Genomic DNA, 13649 nt, shown 5'->3' with positions numbered 1-13649 from the left:
CTGGAACGGGTTGACATCAACTGGCCTGAGCCACTTCACTGGCTCAGGCCAGTTATAACACTGGCGTGGGCCAGCTGAGGGCTGGGGTCGGGATCACCGCACGTGCGTGGGGAAGATCAGCCCTGCCTCGCCGCAGGCCCCAACCCAGCCGAGCGAAGGAACGGTGACCAGTGGCATGGAATCGGGGCCGGGGATGGACAACGTGAGGTGCGCAGGACCGGAGCGAGCGGCAGTCGGCGAGGAGCGTCACCCGGCGGACCGCTTCCGGAAGCTCACTCTGCCCGTCGACGCGCCCGACACGGGTCGGGTGGCGCGTGACATGGTCACGGTGACGTTGAACGACTGGGGGCTGGCGCCGCTGGCGGACAGCGTGCGCAGCTGCGTCTCGGAGTTGGTCGGGAACGCGAGAGAGCACGCCGTTCCCGACGGGCGGTCGCCGTTGCGGGGATCGGTGCTGGCCGTGACGTTACGGCTGTGGCCGGGCTGGCTCCTGGTGGACGTGGAGGACGGGGATTCGACCGCACCGACGCTGCCCGAGGGTGAGCCGTTCACCTCCGGCCTCGCGGACGAGCTGCCCGAGGCGCTGCTGCCGGACAGGGGGCGCGGGCTGCATATCGTGCGTCAGCTCTCGGACTTCGTGTGGTGGGCGCCGCGTGACCAGGGCGGCAAGAGCGTCTGCTGCCGCTTCGATCTCGGTGGCCGCTCCGACAGCGGTGGACCGCCGGGTCGGTAGGGCGCTCAGGTGGGTCGTCGCCGAACGGCGGGCCTCATTGCAGAGGCGGCGCGGGGCGTTGGTAGAAATCCTTGTGTTGAGCCGTCCGCGTCAGGGGAGTACCACATGTCCGCCGTAGAGCGCTTGCTGGAACTGCACGGCCTGCCCGTATTCGACTTTCCCGCTGCCGGGGAGGATGCCGCGAAGCTGCCGGAGGCCGGGGAGGTGGCCTGGCGGGTCGGGGTCGATCCGTACGGGGACGGCGGGGAGGAGTCGTACGAGGAGGTGTGGGGGCGCTTCCTGGCGGGGGTCGACCCGGGCGGGGTGCGGGCGCTGGTCGTCGGGCCGTGGGGGGACGTGCTCGACGAGGACGCCGGGGAGAGTTCGGCCGAGGCGGTACGGCTGCTGGTGGAGGCGCGGGAGCGGCTGACCGGGCTGCGGGCGGTCTTCGTCGGGGACCTGGAGATGGAGGACGCGGAGATCGCCTGGATCGCGCAGAGCGACATGACGCCGGTGCTCGCCGCGTATCCGGAGCTGCGGGAGCTGGGGGTGCGGGGCGGTACGGACCTGGTGTTCGGCCCGCTGCGGCACGAGCACCTGCGGACGCTGGCCGTGGAGGCGGGCGGGCTGCCCGCGGGGGTGGTGCGCGGGGTCGCCGCGAGCGAGCTGCCCGCGCTGGAGTACCTGGAGCTGTGGCTCGGCGTGCCGGAGTGCGGCGGCAACGCCACCGTGGCCGACCTGGCGCCGCTGCTGGCCGGCGAGCGGCTGCCCGCGCTGCGGCACCTGGGCCTGCGCAACAGCGCCCTCCAGGACGAGATAGCCGCCGCGCTGGCCGGCGCGCCGGTCGTCGCCCGGCTGTCCTCGCTCGACCTGTCGCTCGGGGTGCTCGGCGACGAGGGCGTGGCGGCGCTGCTGGCCGGGCAGCCGCTGACCCACCTGTCGTGGCTCGACCTGCACCACAACTTCGTCGGCGACGCCGCCGCCCGGCGGCTCAGGGACGCGCTGGAGCCGGCCGGCGTCGAGGTCGACCTCGACGAGCGGGGCGTGGAGTACGAGCAGGACGGCGTCCTCCACCGCTGCACGGCGGTGGGGGACTGACCACCCCCGGGGCGCGGACGTCCCTCAGGTGCTGATGTCCGGGTAGGGCAGCGTCATATGGGCCAGCCGCTCGGCGTACTGGCGCTGGAAGGCGAGCGGTTCGGCGTGGTCGCGCTCGAACATCGCGATGAAGAGGGTGAGCGTGAGGAAGGGGTGGGCGCCCAGCTCGCCACTCGCCGGTCTCCTTCCCGCTGCTCAACCCGCACGGCCACGTCGCCTTCCAGGCCCAGCGCGCCGACGTCCACACCGTCCTGGTCAACGGCCGCATCGTGAAGCACGAAGGCCGGCTGCTGGACACCGACCTGGCCGCGGTGCGCCGTACGGTCGAGTCCACCGTGGAGCACCTGCGCGCGGAGCTGGGCGAGGAGGCGTGGCAGCGCGGCATGAACCCGGACGTGCCGGCGACGAAGATCCTGGACAACCCGTACACGTACACCGACTACCGCAGCGGCGGCACCCACGGGGGCTGAGCGCCCCCGAGGCGGCCGTGACACCTCCGCCCGGGCCGGGCGGAGGTGTCACGGGGCGGGTGACGGACCCGCTGGGTGCCGTCGGGTCAGGTCAGTTCGGGCTCGCGCTCGGCGGGGACGGGGACGGCGCCGGCCGGCTGGAACCTCCTGGACACCCGGACCAGGGACCACGCCCCCGGTCCCATCACCGTGATCAGCAGCAGACTCCAGCAGAACATGGCCGCCGGCTCACCGCCGTTCTGGATCGGCCACAGGGCGTGCTTCTGATGCACCGTGAAGTAGGCGTAGGCCATCGAGCCGGAGCCGGCCAGTGCCGCGAGGCGGGTGCCGGTGTCGCCGATGCCGACGAAGACGAGGATTCCGCTGGCCAGTTGGATCAACCCGGCCCACCATCCGGGCCAGGCGCCCAGCGCCGGCCGGCCGCCGTCGGGGCCGCCGAAGGCGCCCAGCACGGTGGCCGCTCCGTGGCAGGCGAAGAGCAGGCTCACGACCATGCGGAACAGGGCTAAGACGTAGGGGCGTGCAGCATCGAGCCGCTTGTCGGTGTCCAAGACGACACTCCTTGACGTGGGGGACGGACGTCGGCAGGTGGCGACCGCGGAGCGGCCCCACCCCGGCGGCCGGTCGTGCGGAGGACGTCTGCCGGGGAGTGGTACGTACCGCCGGGCGGAGTTGTTCAGCGCGCTCGGCGTTCTTCTTCACCCGGTTATCCGCGGCTCGGCGCGGGGCGCCGCCGGCTCGGCGTCGGCGGGCGGTCAGTCGGCGGTGGTGGCCGCCGGGGCCGTCGTGGCGTGCCGCTTGCGCTCCAGGACGACGATCGGGCAGTTCAGCGCGGCCGCGATCTTGATGAGGTTGGCGGGGGTCGCGCTGCGCCAGCCGGACTCGATCTCCCCCATCAGCTGCTCCGAGATGCCGACCTGGTCGGCGAGGGCGCGCTTGGTGAGGCCCGCCTTCTCCCGCGCCCACGTGACCGCCTCCGGCTCCTGGTGGAGCCGGCTCGGCCTGGTGCGGGTGCGTGGTGCCATGAGGAGAACGTAGCGCGTAGTAGCGCGTGCGACAAGTAGTACGCGCAAGCTACGCGGCTTTACCTGCGTACTGACACGGATACGCACAGGTAGGCCTTGGGCAGGCGGGGCGAAAAATCCGAAGCAGGTGGACGCAGAATGCGTAGTTGTGCGAAGCTCGGTCGCATGACTGAGGGCCCGGACGCGCCACCCGAGGGACAGCTGATCAAGCAAGCGCTGGTCGGCTCGCGGCTCTCCCAGCGGGAGGCCGCCCGGCGGGCGGGGATCAGCGAGACCCGGTGGCGCCAGCTGGTCTCCGGCTACCAGCTGGTCAGCCGCGCCAAGGTGCCGGTCCGCAGCCCCGACGACACGCTGGCCCGGATGGCCCGCGCGGTCGGCGTCACGGCAGAGCAGCTGGCGGGGGCCGGGCGCGAGGGCGCCGCCGCCGTGCTGCGCGAGGCCGACGCCACGGCCGCACCACTCGGCCGCGGCACGGACCCCGGTTCCGCGTCCGGCCGCAGCCGGGTGGAGGAGCGGTGGCCCCTGGTTCAGGCCGTCCTGCGCCAGGCGCGCCTCGGCCTGACGGCCGCCGAGTACGACACGCTCGCCGGCCGCATCACCTCCTACGTCGCCCGTCCCGCCGCGGACGAGGCCGGCGACCCGGCGCCGTAACGCCCGCCGGGTCGCCGGCCTCGTCCGCGGCGGCGCGGCCTCACACCGAGGCGCGGGTGCCCGCGAAGACCGTGGTCGGCGCCAGCAGGAAGGCGTCGGCGCGGTGCGCGATGCCCTCAGGAGCGGTCGGGGACAGCAGGGTGTCCAGGGTGCTGAGGTCGTCCTCGGGGAGCGATCCCGCGACGGTCTCGCGGACCCGGCTCAGGTAGGCGTGCAGGTGGGCGCGCGCCGGGGCGGGCAGCGGGCCGGGGATGTCCAGGACGGTGGTGAAGGTCGTGACCTCGGCCAGTCCGGCCCGGGTGAGCATCGCCGGCCAGTCGTCGACCGCAGGCGTGTAGCCGGGCAGTTCCGCCCGCATGATCGCGAACCACTCCTCCTGCACCGCGTCCAGCCTGGCCTGCAGCCCGGGCCGGCCGACGCCGATGTCGCGCGGCAGGAAGCGCATCGGCAGGCCGCCCTCGGCCACGGCGAGCAGGCCGCCGGGCCGCAGCGTCCCGGCCAGCGCGTCGAGTGCGCCCTGCTGGTCGCCGAGGTGGTGCACGGCCATGCTGCTCCACACCAGGTCGGCGCGGCCGAGGCCGTCGTCCAGGCCGTCGGGCAGCTCGGCGAGTTTGGTGCCGACCCTGCTCCCGAGGCCGAGCCGTTCCGCGCGGGCCAGGGTGCGGTCGAGCAGCGCCTGGGTGCCGTCGACGGCGACCGCCTCGGCGTCGCCGAACTCCTCGGCCAGGACGCAGGTCATCACGCCGGGGCCGCTGCCGACGTCGAGGACGCGGCGGACGTCGTGCCGCGGCCCGAGCAGTTCCCGTAGCCGGGCCGCCGTCGTGCGCAGCAGCGGCAGCCGCAGCTCACCGGCGTTCTCCAGGGTGTCGGCCATCGCCTCCCAGTCGATGTCGGTCCGCTGGCCGTGGCCGGCGTGACCGTGGTCTCCGTGGCCCGGGCCTCCGTGGCCGTGGTCTCCGTTGCCGTGGTGCTGCTGCCCTTGTGCGGGCCCTCGGGTGGATGCGTCAGCGCTCATACCGGGCAGGGTGGACCGGCCCGCGAGAGGGTGGCAACTCCCGTTGCTGTTTCCGGGACGGCGCTGTGGAATGCGCCTATGGACACTTCGGCGCCCCACCAAGCGGTGCTCGACGGGGTCGGCCCCCGGCTCAGGCGCCTGCGGGCCGAGCGCAGGCTCACGCTGGCCGCGCTCTCCGAGACCACCGGCATCTCCAAGAGCACGCTGTCCCGGCTGGAGTCCGGCCACCGCCGCCCCAGCCTGGAGCTGCTGCTGCCGCTCGCGGCCGCCTACCGCGTACCGCTGGACGACCTGGTCGGCGCGCCCGAGGTCGGGGACCCGCGGGTACGGCTGGCGCCGCGCAGCCTGCCGAACGGGGGCACGGTCGTACCGCTGTCCCGTGGGCCCGGCCCGCTGCAGGCGTACAAGATGATCGTCCCGGCCCGCGGCAGCGAACCCGACCTGCGCACGCACGAGGGCTACGAGTGGCTGTACGTGCTGCACGGCCGGCTGCGGCTGGTGCTGGCCGACCACGACCTGACGCTGGAGCCGGGGGAGGCAGCCGAGTTCGACACCCGGCTGCCGCACTGGTTCAGCGGCGCCGGCGGCCAACCGGCCGAGGTGCTCAGCCTCTTCGGCCGGCAGGGCGAGCGCATGCACGTACGCGCCAGGCCGCGCCGGTGACCCATGCCCCGGACGGCGCTCCCGTGTGGCCGGACGGCGGGCGCCGTCGTGTAGTGGACGTGCGGCCCCTGCCAGGCGGGCCGCCGTCCGCCCGCCCCGGGCGGCCCCACCCGTAGAGCCGAGGAGTCGCCGTGAGGCCCCATGTCCGCATCGCCGCCGCCGTCGCGAGTACGGCGCTCGCCACCGCCGCGGTGACCGCCTGCTCCGGCAGCGGCAGCCCCAGCTCGTCCGCCGGGAAGACGGCGTCCCCCTCCACCTCCTACGCGATGGAGGAGGCGGCGAAGGCCGCTCCGGCGACGGTGAACACCAAGTCGGTGCCGCTGGGCAAGATCCTCGTGAACGACAAGAACCTCACGCTCTACCTCTTCCAGGCCGACAAGACGACGAAGTCGACCTGCACCGGTGCCTGCGCCACCGCGTGGCCGCCGCTGATCGTGAAGGGGAAGCCGACCGCGTCCGGCGGCGCCCAGAGCAAGAAGCTCTCCACCACCAAGCGCTCGGACGGCTCGATGCAGGTGACGTACAACGGCCACCCGCTCTACCACTTCGCCGGCGACAAGAAGCCGGGCAACGTCAACGGGCAGGGCCTGAACAACTTCGGCGCCAAGTGGTACGTGCTCGGCACCAACGGCAAGCAGATCACCAAGTCGTCCTCGCAGAACCCCGGCGGCGGCGGATACTGACGCCGCCCGCCGCCCGCCCGCCGCGCCGTTCGCCGTCAGGCGCGTAGGTCGACGGCGAGCTGGTCGCGGAACGCCCGCTCGCCGTCCGCGGTGACCTTCAGCGCCCGGCCCGAGCCGATCCGCTCCACCCAACCGAGCTCGAAGGCCCGCGCGCACAGGGCCGCGCCGACCGCGCCGGCCAGGTGGTGCCGGCGCTCGGTCCAGTCCAGGCAGCGGCGGAGCACCGGGCGGCCGCCCCGCAGGGCGGCGACGTCGATGCCGAGCCCGGCCAGCCAGGCCCGGCCCGCCTCCGTCACGGCGAGCCCGGCGTCGTCGGTGACCAGCCGCCGTTCGAGGGCCGCGTCGGCGACGGCCACCCCGAGGCGGCCGGCGAGGTGGTCGTAGCAGGTCCTGGCCCGCGCCTCGGCGCTCCTGCGCACCGACTCGCGCAGACTGTGCGGGGCCGGCGCGGCACCGGCGTCGAGCGCGTAGGCGGACAGGTCCTCGACCAGCGCCGCCGCGTTGTCGGCCAGGCGTACGTAGCGGTGCCTGCCCTGCCGCTCCTCGGCCAGCAGGCCGCCGGCGACCAGCCGGGACAGGTGCTCGCTCGCGGTGGACGGCGCCACCCCCGCGTGCCGCGCCAGCTCGCCCGCGGTCCACGCCCGGCCGTCGAGCAGCGCCAGGCAGAAGGCGGCACGGGTGCGGTCGGCGAGCAGTGCGGCGGTGGCGGCGAGTGACATATGTCCATCATGCGCGCCGCACCCTTCGGCGGCCGCCGACGCGTCGCGACCGTCCGGCGGGCGGCCGCCGGACGGTCAGGGGCGCCTGCGGGGGTGCTCGACGCGGATGCGCAGCGGCGCGAGCAGGTCGTTGAGGTAGTCGCGGCCCGCCGCGGAGTTCAGCTCCAGCGGGTCGTCCGAGGACGGCTTGAGCAGCCCCGGGCCGCCGGTGCGGTCGTAGAGGGCGCAGACCTCGCCCGAGACCAGGCCGGAGTCCTGGCGGGACGGCCACCTGATGCCCACCGCCCAGGACGCCTGGCCGCGGATCCACGAGCCCCAGCGGCGGGTGCGCGGATACTCCGGGGCCTGCGCCTGGACCAGCCAGATGTCCTGGTGGACCGCGGCCAGGTGGGAGTTGTCCGTCAGGTCGACCAGCGGCAGGTCGACGGCCGCGACGACCTTGGACAGCAGCATGTCCCGCACCCGGGGCTGGGTGATCCGCCGCCGGCCGTCCTGGCGGGTCCGCAGGTCGCGGGCCAGCGTCTCGCACACGGCGGTCAGCGGCGACAGGCCGGCGTAGAGATACGGGCGCCGGTCGGTGCTCAGCTCGTCCCTGATGTCGCAGAACCGCCCGCCGCCCCAGTGCAGGTCCGCCGGGACGGCCTTGAAGTCGGTCGCGGCGCGGCGGACGCTGTGCACCCGCCACAACTCCGTTCCGGCGGGCAGCACATGGCGGTGCGGCGCGGCCCGGACCGTCGGGGCGGGGATCATCTGGTCGGGCACGTACTCACCACTCCGGGATCTCGGCCCGCGCGGCGGACAGCAGTGCGTGGTCCACTCCGGTGCCCAGCAGCCGCGCGGGCGGGGCGTCGAGCCACACGTTGGAGCCCAGCCACCAGTCGGCGGCGCCCCACGGGTCCTCGTCGGCCGACAGCAGCTGGTTGATCTCGACCACGACCGGATACGGCGTGCCGGTGCGCGGGTCGAGCTGGAAGGCGGGCGCGCGCTCCACCCCTTGGGCGTCGGTCAGCACGATCAGCCGCCCGGCCTGCTCGGGGCTGAGTCCCAACTCGGCGGCGGGCCTGGCGGGTTCGGCGAGCAGCCAGGTGTCGTCGGCGTCGGGTACGTAGCGGGGCGGGGCGGCGGGCTCCGGCGCGTACGCCGGGCCGCCGGCCGGCGCCGGCTCTCCGGCGACGGCTGGCGCGGCGGACCCCTCGGCCGCCAGGAGCCCGCGGAAGTGGCGCAACGACTCCCGCAGCGCGGGGTGGTCGGCCTCCAGTGTCTCCCCGGCGTGGAAGCGCAGTCCCGACGGGGTCAGCGCCTCGCGCACCGGGTGGCCGGGCGGCAGCAGGGGCTTGACCAGGTCGCGCAGCTCGTCGGCGGCGGCCCAGGGGTCCGCGTCGGCGTCCGCCATGATCGCCACGACCTCGTCCCGCTCGGCCGCGTCCAGCAGCCCTGACAGCTCCGACCAGTTGGCACTGATCGCCTCGACCGCGTCCCGCAGGAACGGCATTCCGCCTCACCCCCCTCCACGCTCCCGGGCCCGCAGCCGGGTTCACGGCGGGGGCCAGCGGGAAAAACCGTAACAGCGCGGGCAGCAGGGCGGGCCGGGATCTGGCCGAACGGGCACATTCCGCGCGGCAGTTGATGCATCATGGCGCTTGGCATCGCCCGAGGGAGCCGGTGCACGCCGTCGGTCGCCCGCCGGCGGGCGCGCAGCCCGCACCGACGACGCGCCCACTCCCACGCGGTTCACCTGCGGCCCCGGGGGAGGGTCCATGAGCAACTCCGCTGGATACAGCTGGTCCTACGTGGACGTCGAGGCCGAGCGGCGCAGGGAGTTGCGCGGGCAGCTCGCACAGGAGACCGCCCGCACGCACCATCTGCGCGGCCAGGCCAGGTCGCTGCGCCGGGCGTACCGCACGCCCAAGGTCGACGTGCACCTCGTGTCCGTACCGGCCTCCGCGGACTCCGCGGAGCTGGCCGCCGCGTTGGAGTCGGCCCGCAGGACCAACGAGCAGGCCGAGGCCGAGCTCAGCAGGATCGCCGCAGACGTGTGGACCGTCCCGCCGGGCAGCGAGGCCGACACGGGCGCCGAGCACGCCGCGGCCCCGGCAGCCCAACCCGCGGCCGTGGCCGCCGCGCCGGACCGCACCGCGCAGGTGCGGGCCTCCGCCCTGGTGGAGGCCGAGGCGATGCTGCGCCGCGACGGCGCGTCCTGCGAGCCGGACGACCTGCCGGTCTTCGCCCGCCGACTGGCGGCGTTACGGCAGGCGGGCAGCGCGGACGAGGCCAGGACGCTGCTGCACGACCTCGGGGTCCTGGTGCACAAGTCGACCCAGCGGCAGCGCCACGCGGTACGGCTGGCCGCGCTGCGGGCCCGGCTGCTCGACCGCCTGGAGGACGCCTCCCCCGCGGACCGCGAGCACCTGACGGCGGCGGTGAAGCAGGCGCCCGACCCGTCGCACCTGGAGCGGGAGGTGCAGCTCGCGGTGGCGGCGGCCGACACCGCCCGGCACCGGTCCACCCTCGCGGACACCCTGATGCAGGTGCTGAGCGAACGCCGCTACGCCGTGGGCGACGGCTTCGCCGACCTGCTGGCCGAACAGGGCAGTGTCGTCGTGCCGTTCGGCGAGGCCGCCGACGCGGCCGAGGCGTCGGGCGCCGGGGCGGTCCCCGACGGCTACGGGGTGCGGCTGGCGCTCGCGCGGGACCGGCCGGGACTGACCACCGTGCTGGTACGGGCCGCGGAAGCCGGGTTCGACGACACGGCGGGCGACGAGCAGGACGGCGGCGCCGCGGACGGCCGGGAGGCGGCGGCCGAGGCGGACCGGGAGGTCCAACGCTGGTTCTGCGACTCCCAGTTGCCCGCCATCGAGGACGCGGTGCGCGAGCAGGGCGTCGACCTGTCCCGCACCTCGGCGCTGCCGCCCGGCGTCCTGCCCACGGCCGTGGTGCCCGACGGCTCCTGGCCGGACGCGGAGCGCGGCCACGACGACGGCGACCCGGCGGACCGGCGCCGCAAGCCGAGGAAGAAGGCCAAGCCGGCCCGCCGCACCGGATACGCGCAGGAGCGGCCGCGTGAGCGCTGACGGCAACGGCGGTGCGTACCGCAAGGAGGAGGAGCGGCCGGCGCCGCAGCTCGCGCCCGGGTGGATCCGCGAGCTGGACATGGCGCTGACCGTCTACCCGCAGGTCCTGCTGACCGGCAACGTCCGCGACGTCTTCCTGCTGCCGGAGGACGGCGCGGGCGGGGTGGCGGCACCGGACGCCGAGGGCGACCTGATGCCCTACAGCCTGGAGGACGTGATCGAGTCGCTGTGCCGCGCCCGGGGTTACGGCGCCCTGGCGCGGCAGAGCCTGGTCATCGACCGGGTGGTCGCCTGGCGGCTCACCGGCGATGCCTTCGAATTCCCGCCCGCCCTGCGCCGGATGGCGGAGGAGGACGCCCGCGCCGACCGGGAGCGCGCGCAGCGCGAGCGGCGGGAGGCCGGCGGTTCCGCGGCCGCAGGCGTGGACGACGGCCAGGACCCGGAGGAGGACGACGACGGCCAGGACGACACCGAGAGGGCGCTCTCCCGCTTCCGGGAGATCATGATCGGCACGGTCGAGCACACCGGCCCCGCGATCGGCCTGATCGTCCCCTACACCGCCCGCCTCGGTTCGCCGCGCGGCCCGGTCGCGGGCGAGGCCGGCCGACTGCTGGCCACCGCGGAGGAGTTGGGCCACACCGCCCGCCCGGTGCGCGGCGCCGCGGGCGTCATGCCGTACAACACGCTGTTCTGGGTGGTGGAGAAGCAGGAGGACCTGCCGCTGGAGTTCGCCATCGGCAGCCGGGCGTTGCGGGTCGTCACCGTCCCCGAGCCGCCGCACGACCAGCGCCGGGCGGCCGGCCGCTTCGTGGTCGACCGGCTCGCCCGGCGGCGGAAGGCCGACGGCGGCGAGCAGGCGACGGACGAGGAGCAGCTCAACGCGACTGAGGCGCTGGCCCGTTCGTCGTACGGCATGGGCGTCGGCGAGATCCTGGCGGTCGGCCGGATGGCCGCCGACCGGCGGCTGCCGCTGAACCGCCTCGACGAGGCCGCCCGGCTCTACCGGGTCGGCGTGATCGACAACCCGTGGGCCACCACGGCGGTGCGCGAGAACATCCTCAACGGCGAGGCCTATCTCAACGGCCAGGTCATCGGCCAGCCCTACGCGGTGCGGCGCACCATCGAGATCTTCATGCGCTCGGCGGCGGGGCTCACCGGCGCGCAGTCGTCCAGTTCGCCCAGCAGGCCGCGCGGGACGCTGTTCCTGTCCGGGCCCACCGGCGTCGGCAAGACCGAACTCGCCAAGGGCGTCGCCACGATGATCCTCGGCGAGGACGCCCGCCCGATCCGCTTCGACATGAGCGAATTCGCCGAGGAGCACGCCAGGGACCGGCTGATCGGGGCGCCGCCTGGCTTCGTCGGGCACAGCGCGGGCGGCGAGCTGACCAACGCGGTGCGGGCGCACCCGATGAGCGTGCTGCTCTTCGACGAGATCGACAAGGCGCACCCGCGGCTGTTCGACCTGTTCCTGCAGATCCTGGAGGACGGCCGGCTCACCGACGGGCAGGGCGCCACCGTCCACTTCACCGAGTGCGTGCTGATCTTCACCTCCAACCTGGGGGTGTCGGCGGAGATCGTCCGCCCCCGGGACCGCCGCGGGGCCGCGGCCGGCGGCAGCGGCGAGGACGGGGAGGGGGACGGCCAGGACGACGAGAGCAGGGAGGCCGCCGAGGCCAGGAAGCAGCCGCGGCTGAGCCGGCACGACAAGCCGGAGGACGTCAGGGAGGCGCTGCGGATGGCCTTCGACGCGTTCTTCAACGACCGCATCGGGCGGCCGGAGTTGCGCAACAGGTTCGGCGACAGCTTCGTCGCGATGGACTTCATCCAGCCCGCGTCGGTGCCGCCGATCCTCAACAAGGCCCTCGCCTCGGTGACCGGCCGGGTCAAGGAGGTGCACGGCGCCGAGCTGACGGTGGCCGACGAGCCCTGGGAGGTGCTGCGGGTCGAGGCCACCAGGCGGCTGGACCACGGCGGGCGCGGGGTGGTGACCGCGGTGGAGTCGGCCCTGGTCAACCCGCTGTCCCGGGAGCTCTTCCACCAGCCGGCCCGGCCGGGCGAGCACATCGAGGTCGAGGCGGTGGACGGCGAGGACGAGGCGTACACGCTGAAGGTACGGCGATGGATGTGACCGGCGGCGCCCCCGCGCCTGGTCCGGTGCTGCGGGTGTCGCAGGTGCTCGGGCCGGTCACCGCGCTGGGCCCGGGCAGGCGGCTCGGAGTGTGGGTCCAGGGCTGCCCGCTGGCCTGCGCCGGCTGCATGTCCCGGCAGACCTGGGACCCGGGCGGCGGCCAGGACGTGGGCTTGGAACGGCTGTTGGGGCTGTGGGCCGGTGCGCTGGCCGACGGTTACGACGGGCTGACCGTCAGCGGCGGCGAACCGCTGGAGCAACCCGCGGCGCTGGGCGCGCTGCTGGCGGGCGCCGACCGCCTCCGTACCGAGGCCGGGCGGACGGACGCCGACCTGCTCGTCTACAGCGGCTGGGAGGACTCCGAGATCGCCGCCTCACCGGTGGCCGCGGCGGCGCTCGACCGCGCGGACGCCGTCATCACCGGGCGGTACCGCGCGGGCGAGCCCACCGGCCTGGTCTGGCGCGGCTCCGCCAACCAGCACCTGATCCCGCGCACCCCGCTCGGCCGCCGCCGCTACGGCCCGCACCTGGAGCGCACTTCGGACCGCCCTGAGCTGCAGGTGCGCGTGACGGACGGCGACGTCCATATCATCGGTGTCCCCCGGTCCGGTGAACTCAGCGCCCTGGAAAGGGACCTGGCCGCCCGAGGGGTGACCTTCCGGGAGAACACATGGCGACCGTGACCACCCGCTACCGCTGCCCCGTGACCCCCGACGAGTGCCCGTCCTCACCGCGCCGGGGCTTCTGCCCCAACCACGACTGGGAGCCGCTGGTCCCCGAACGGGTCTACCTGACGGCCGAGTCGGAGGAGCCGGCCGCGGAGACGGTGCGGCAGGCGGTGGTGGAGGCGGCCCCCGCGCCTGCGCCGCCGGCGCCCGGGCGGCAGGCGCGGGCGGAGCCGTCCCGCGCGCCTACGCCCGCGCCCGCGCCGTCGCGGCCGGCCGCCGCGGCCCCGCAGGTGGCTCTGGTGCTGCTCGGCGTGGTGGTCCCGGTGCAGCCCGCCGACCGGGGGCGTACGACGTTGGGCCGGGACGCACCCGACTGCGCCCACGTACCGGGCCTCGAAGCGCTCGACCAGGTCTCGCGCGTGCACGCCGAGTTGCGGTGGGAGGCGGGCCGGCTCTACGTCACCGACTCCGACTCGGTCAACGGCACGTTCGTGGACGGTGTGCGCGTCACCCGCCCGGTCCAGCTGTGGCCCGGCGCCCACCGCCTCCAACTGGCCCAGGAGCCCGAGGCGGTGGACGTGAACGTGATCGAGCTGGACGAGTACGGAGCACCCCGCTGAGCCGGCCTCCCGCCGGCATCCCCGCATCCGCAGGAAGCCCGGCCGCAACGCCGGGCGACAAGTGACCCTTTGAGGACCCGCATGGCCGACAACCCGACCGAGGAGCCGTCGAGCGCCGCCGACCCA

The 13649-nt window shown here is 74.8% G+C and carries 16 protein-coding genes; 10 read left to right on the top strand and 6 right to left on the bottom strand.

The genetic code is table 11. The features are described 5' to 3' along the window. Nucleotides 1-163: 163 nt before the first annotated feature. The 3 genes from OG702_RS19865 (at nt 164) to OG702_RS19855 (ending at nt 2280) form a co-directional block, all read left to right on the top strand. The gene (locus OG702_RS19865) at nt 164-733 is read left to right on the top strand and encodes an ATP-binding protein (protein ID WP_327290247.1); all 570 of its coding nucleotides are present in this window, start codon (nt 164-166) and stop codon (nt 731-733) included. A 105-nt stretch (nt 734-838) separates the two neighbouring features. Further along, nucleotides 839-1810, top strand: a complete 972-nt coding sequence (locus tag OG702_RS19860) for an STM4015 family protein (RefSeq protein ID WP_327290246.1) — start codon at nt 839-841, stop codon at nt 1808-1810. Between the two features lie 269 nt (nt 1811-2079). Beyond that, a complete protein-coding gene (locus OG702_RS19855; protein ID WP_327290245.1) occupies nt 2080-2280 on the top strand; it encodes a hypothetical protein in 201 nt (66 codons plus the stop codon). A gap of 86 nt (nt 2281-2366) precedes the next feature. Here OG702_RS19855 and OG702_RS19850 read toward each other — a convergent pair whose 3' ends face one another. Both OG702_RS19850 and OG702_RS19845 read right to left on the bottom strand, forming a co-directional pair. Beyond that, a complete protein-coding gene (locus OG702_RS19850) occupies nt 2367-2831 on the bottom strand; it encodes a DoxX family protein (protein ID WP_327290244.1) in 465 nt (154 codons plus the stop codon). Between the two features lie 204 nt (nt 2832-3035). Then, nucleotides 3036-3305 carry a helix-turn-helix domain-containing protein gene (locus tag OG702_RS19845; RefSeq protein ID WP_327290243.1) on the bottom strand — a complete coding sequence of 90 codons (270 nt, stop codon included), beginning with the start codon at nt 3303-3305 and terminating at the stop codon, nt 3036-3038. Nucleotides 3306-3470: 165 nt separating this feature from the next. Between OG702_RS19845 and OG702_RS19840 the strand changes: the two genes are divergently transcribed. Continuing rightward, entirely contained in the window at nt 3471-3956 is a 486-nt protein-coding gene (locus tag OG702_RS19840) for a helix-turn-helix domain-containing protein (protein WP_327290242.1), read from the top strand. Nucleotides 3957-3996: 40 nt separating this feature from the next. Here OG702_RS19840 and OG702_RS19835 read toward each other — a convergent pair whose 3' ends face one another. Further along, complete coding sequence (locus OG702_RS19835) at nt 3997-4971, bottom strand: class I SAM-dependent methyltransferase (RefSeq protein ID WP_327290241.1); 975 nt, start codon at nt 4969-4971, stop codon at nt 3997-3999. A gap of 78 nt (nt 4972-5049) precedes the next feature. Here OG702_RS19835 and OG702_RS19830 point away from each other — a divergent pair, with 78 nt between their 5' ends. Then, nucleotides 5050-5634 carry a helix-turn-helix domain-containing protein gene (locus OG702_RS19830; protein ID WP_327290240.1) on the top strand — a complete coding sequence of 195 codons (585 nt, stop codon included), beginning with the start codon at nt 5050-5052 and terminating at the stop codon, nt 5632-5634. 131 nt (nt 5635-5765) lie between these two features. Then, entirely contained in the window at nt 5766-6317 is a 552-nt protein-coding gene (locus OG702_RS19825; RefSeq protein WP_327290239.1) for a COG4315 family predicted lipoprotein, read from the top strand. 35 nt (nt 6318-6352) lie between these two features. On the opposite strand, the gene OG702_RS19820 is transcribed toward OG702_RS19825, so the two are convergent. The 3 genes from OG702_RS19820 to OG702_RS19810 all read right to left on the bottom strand — a co-directional run bounded on the left by OG702_RS19820 (nt 6353) and on the right by OG702_RS19810 (nt 8528). After that, nucleotides 6353-7036: an ArsR/SmtB family transcription factor gene (locus OG702_RS19820; protein ID WP_327290238.1), complete on the bottom strand. Its 684-nt coding sequence runs from the start codon at nt 7034-7036 to the stop codon at nt 6353-6355. A 75-nt stretch (nt 7037-7111) separates the two neighbouring features. Further along, entirely contained in the window at nt 7112-7798 is a 687-nt protein-coding gene (locus OG702_RS19815; protein ID WP_327290237.1) for an RES family NAD+ phosphorylase, read from the bottom strand. 4 nt (nt 7799-7802) lie between these two features. Continuing rightward, complete coding sequence (locus tag OG702_RS19810; RefSeq protein ID WP_327290236.1) at nt 7803-8528, bottom strand: hypothetical protein; 726 nt, start codon at nt 8526-8528, stop codon at nt 7803-7805. 265 nt (nt 8529-8793) lie between these two features. Between OG702_RS19810 and OG702_RS19805 the strand changes: the two genes are divergently transcribed. The 4 genes from OG702_RS19805 to OG702_RS19790 are packed head-to-tail and all read left to right on the top strand — an operon-like array spanning nt 8794 to nt 13523. Further along, nucleotides 8794-10107 (top strand): hypothetical protein, encoded by a 1314-nt coding sequence (locus OG702_RS19805; protein WP_327290235.1) that lies wholly within the window; start codon nt 8794-8796, stop codon nt 10105-10107. After that, nucleotides 10097-12235, top strand: a complete 2139-nt coding sequence (locus OG702_RS19800) for an AAA family ATPase (RefSeq protein WP_327290234.1) — start codon at nt 10097-10099, stop codon at nt 12233-12235. Before OG702_RS19805 ends, OG702_RS19800 begins: the two co-directional genes overlap by 11 nt. Next, nucleotides 12226-12918, top strand: coding sequence for a 4Fe-4S cluster-binding domain-containing protein (locus OG702_RS19795; RefSeq protein ID WP_327290233.1), 693 nt, complete (start codon nt 12226-12228; stop codon nt 12916-12918). The genes OG702_RS19800 and OG702_RS19795 overlap by 10 nt, the downstream gene beginning before the upstream one ends. Beyond that, nucleotides 12906-13523 (top strand): FHA domain-containing protein, encoded by a 618-nt coding sequence (locus OG702_RS19790; RefSeq protein WP_327290232.1) that lies wholly within the window; start codon nt 12906-12908, stop codon nt 13521-13523. The genes OG702_RS19795 and OG702_RS19790 overlap by 13 nt, the downstream gene beginning before the upstream one ends. Nucleotides 13524-13649 lie beyond the last annotated feature (126 nt).

Source organism: Streptomyces sp. NBC_01198, from assembly GCF_036010485.1.
Taxonomy (GTDB): domain Bacteria; phylum Actinomycetota; class Actinomycetes; order Streptomycetales; family Streptomycetaceae; genus Actinacidiphila.
The sequence above is the reverse complement of the archived record's forward strand: the minus strand, read 5'-3'. Positions and strand labels throughout refer to the sequence as shown.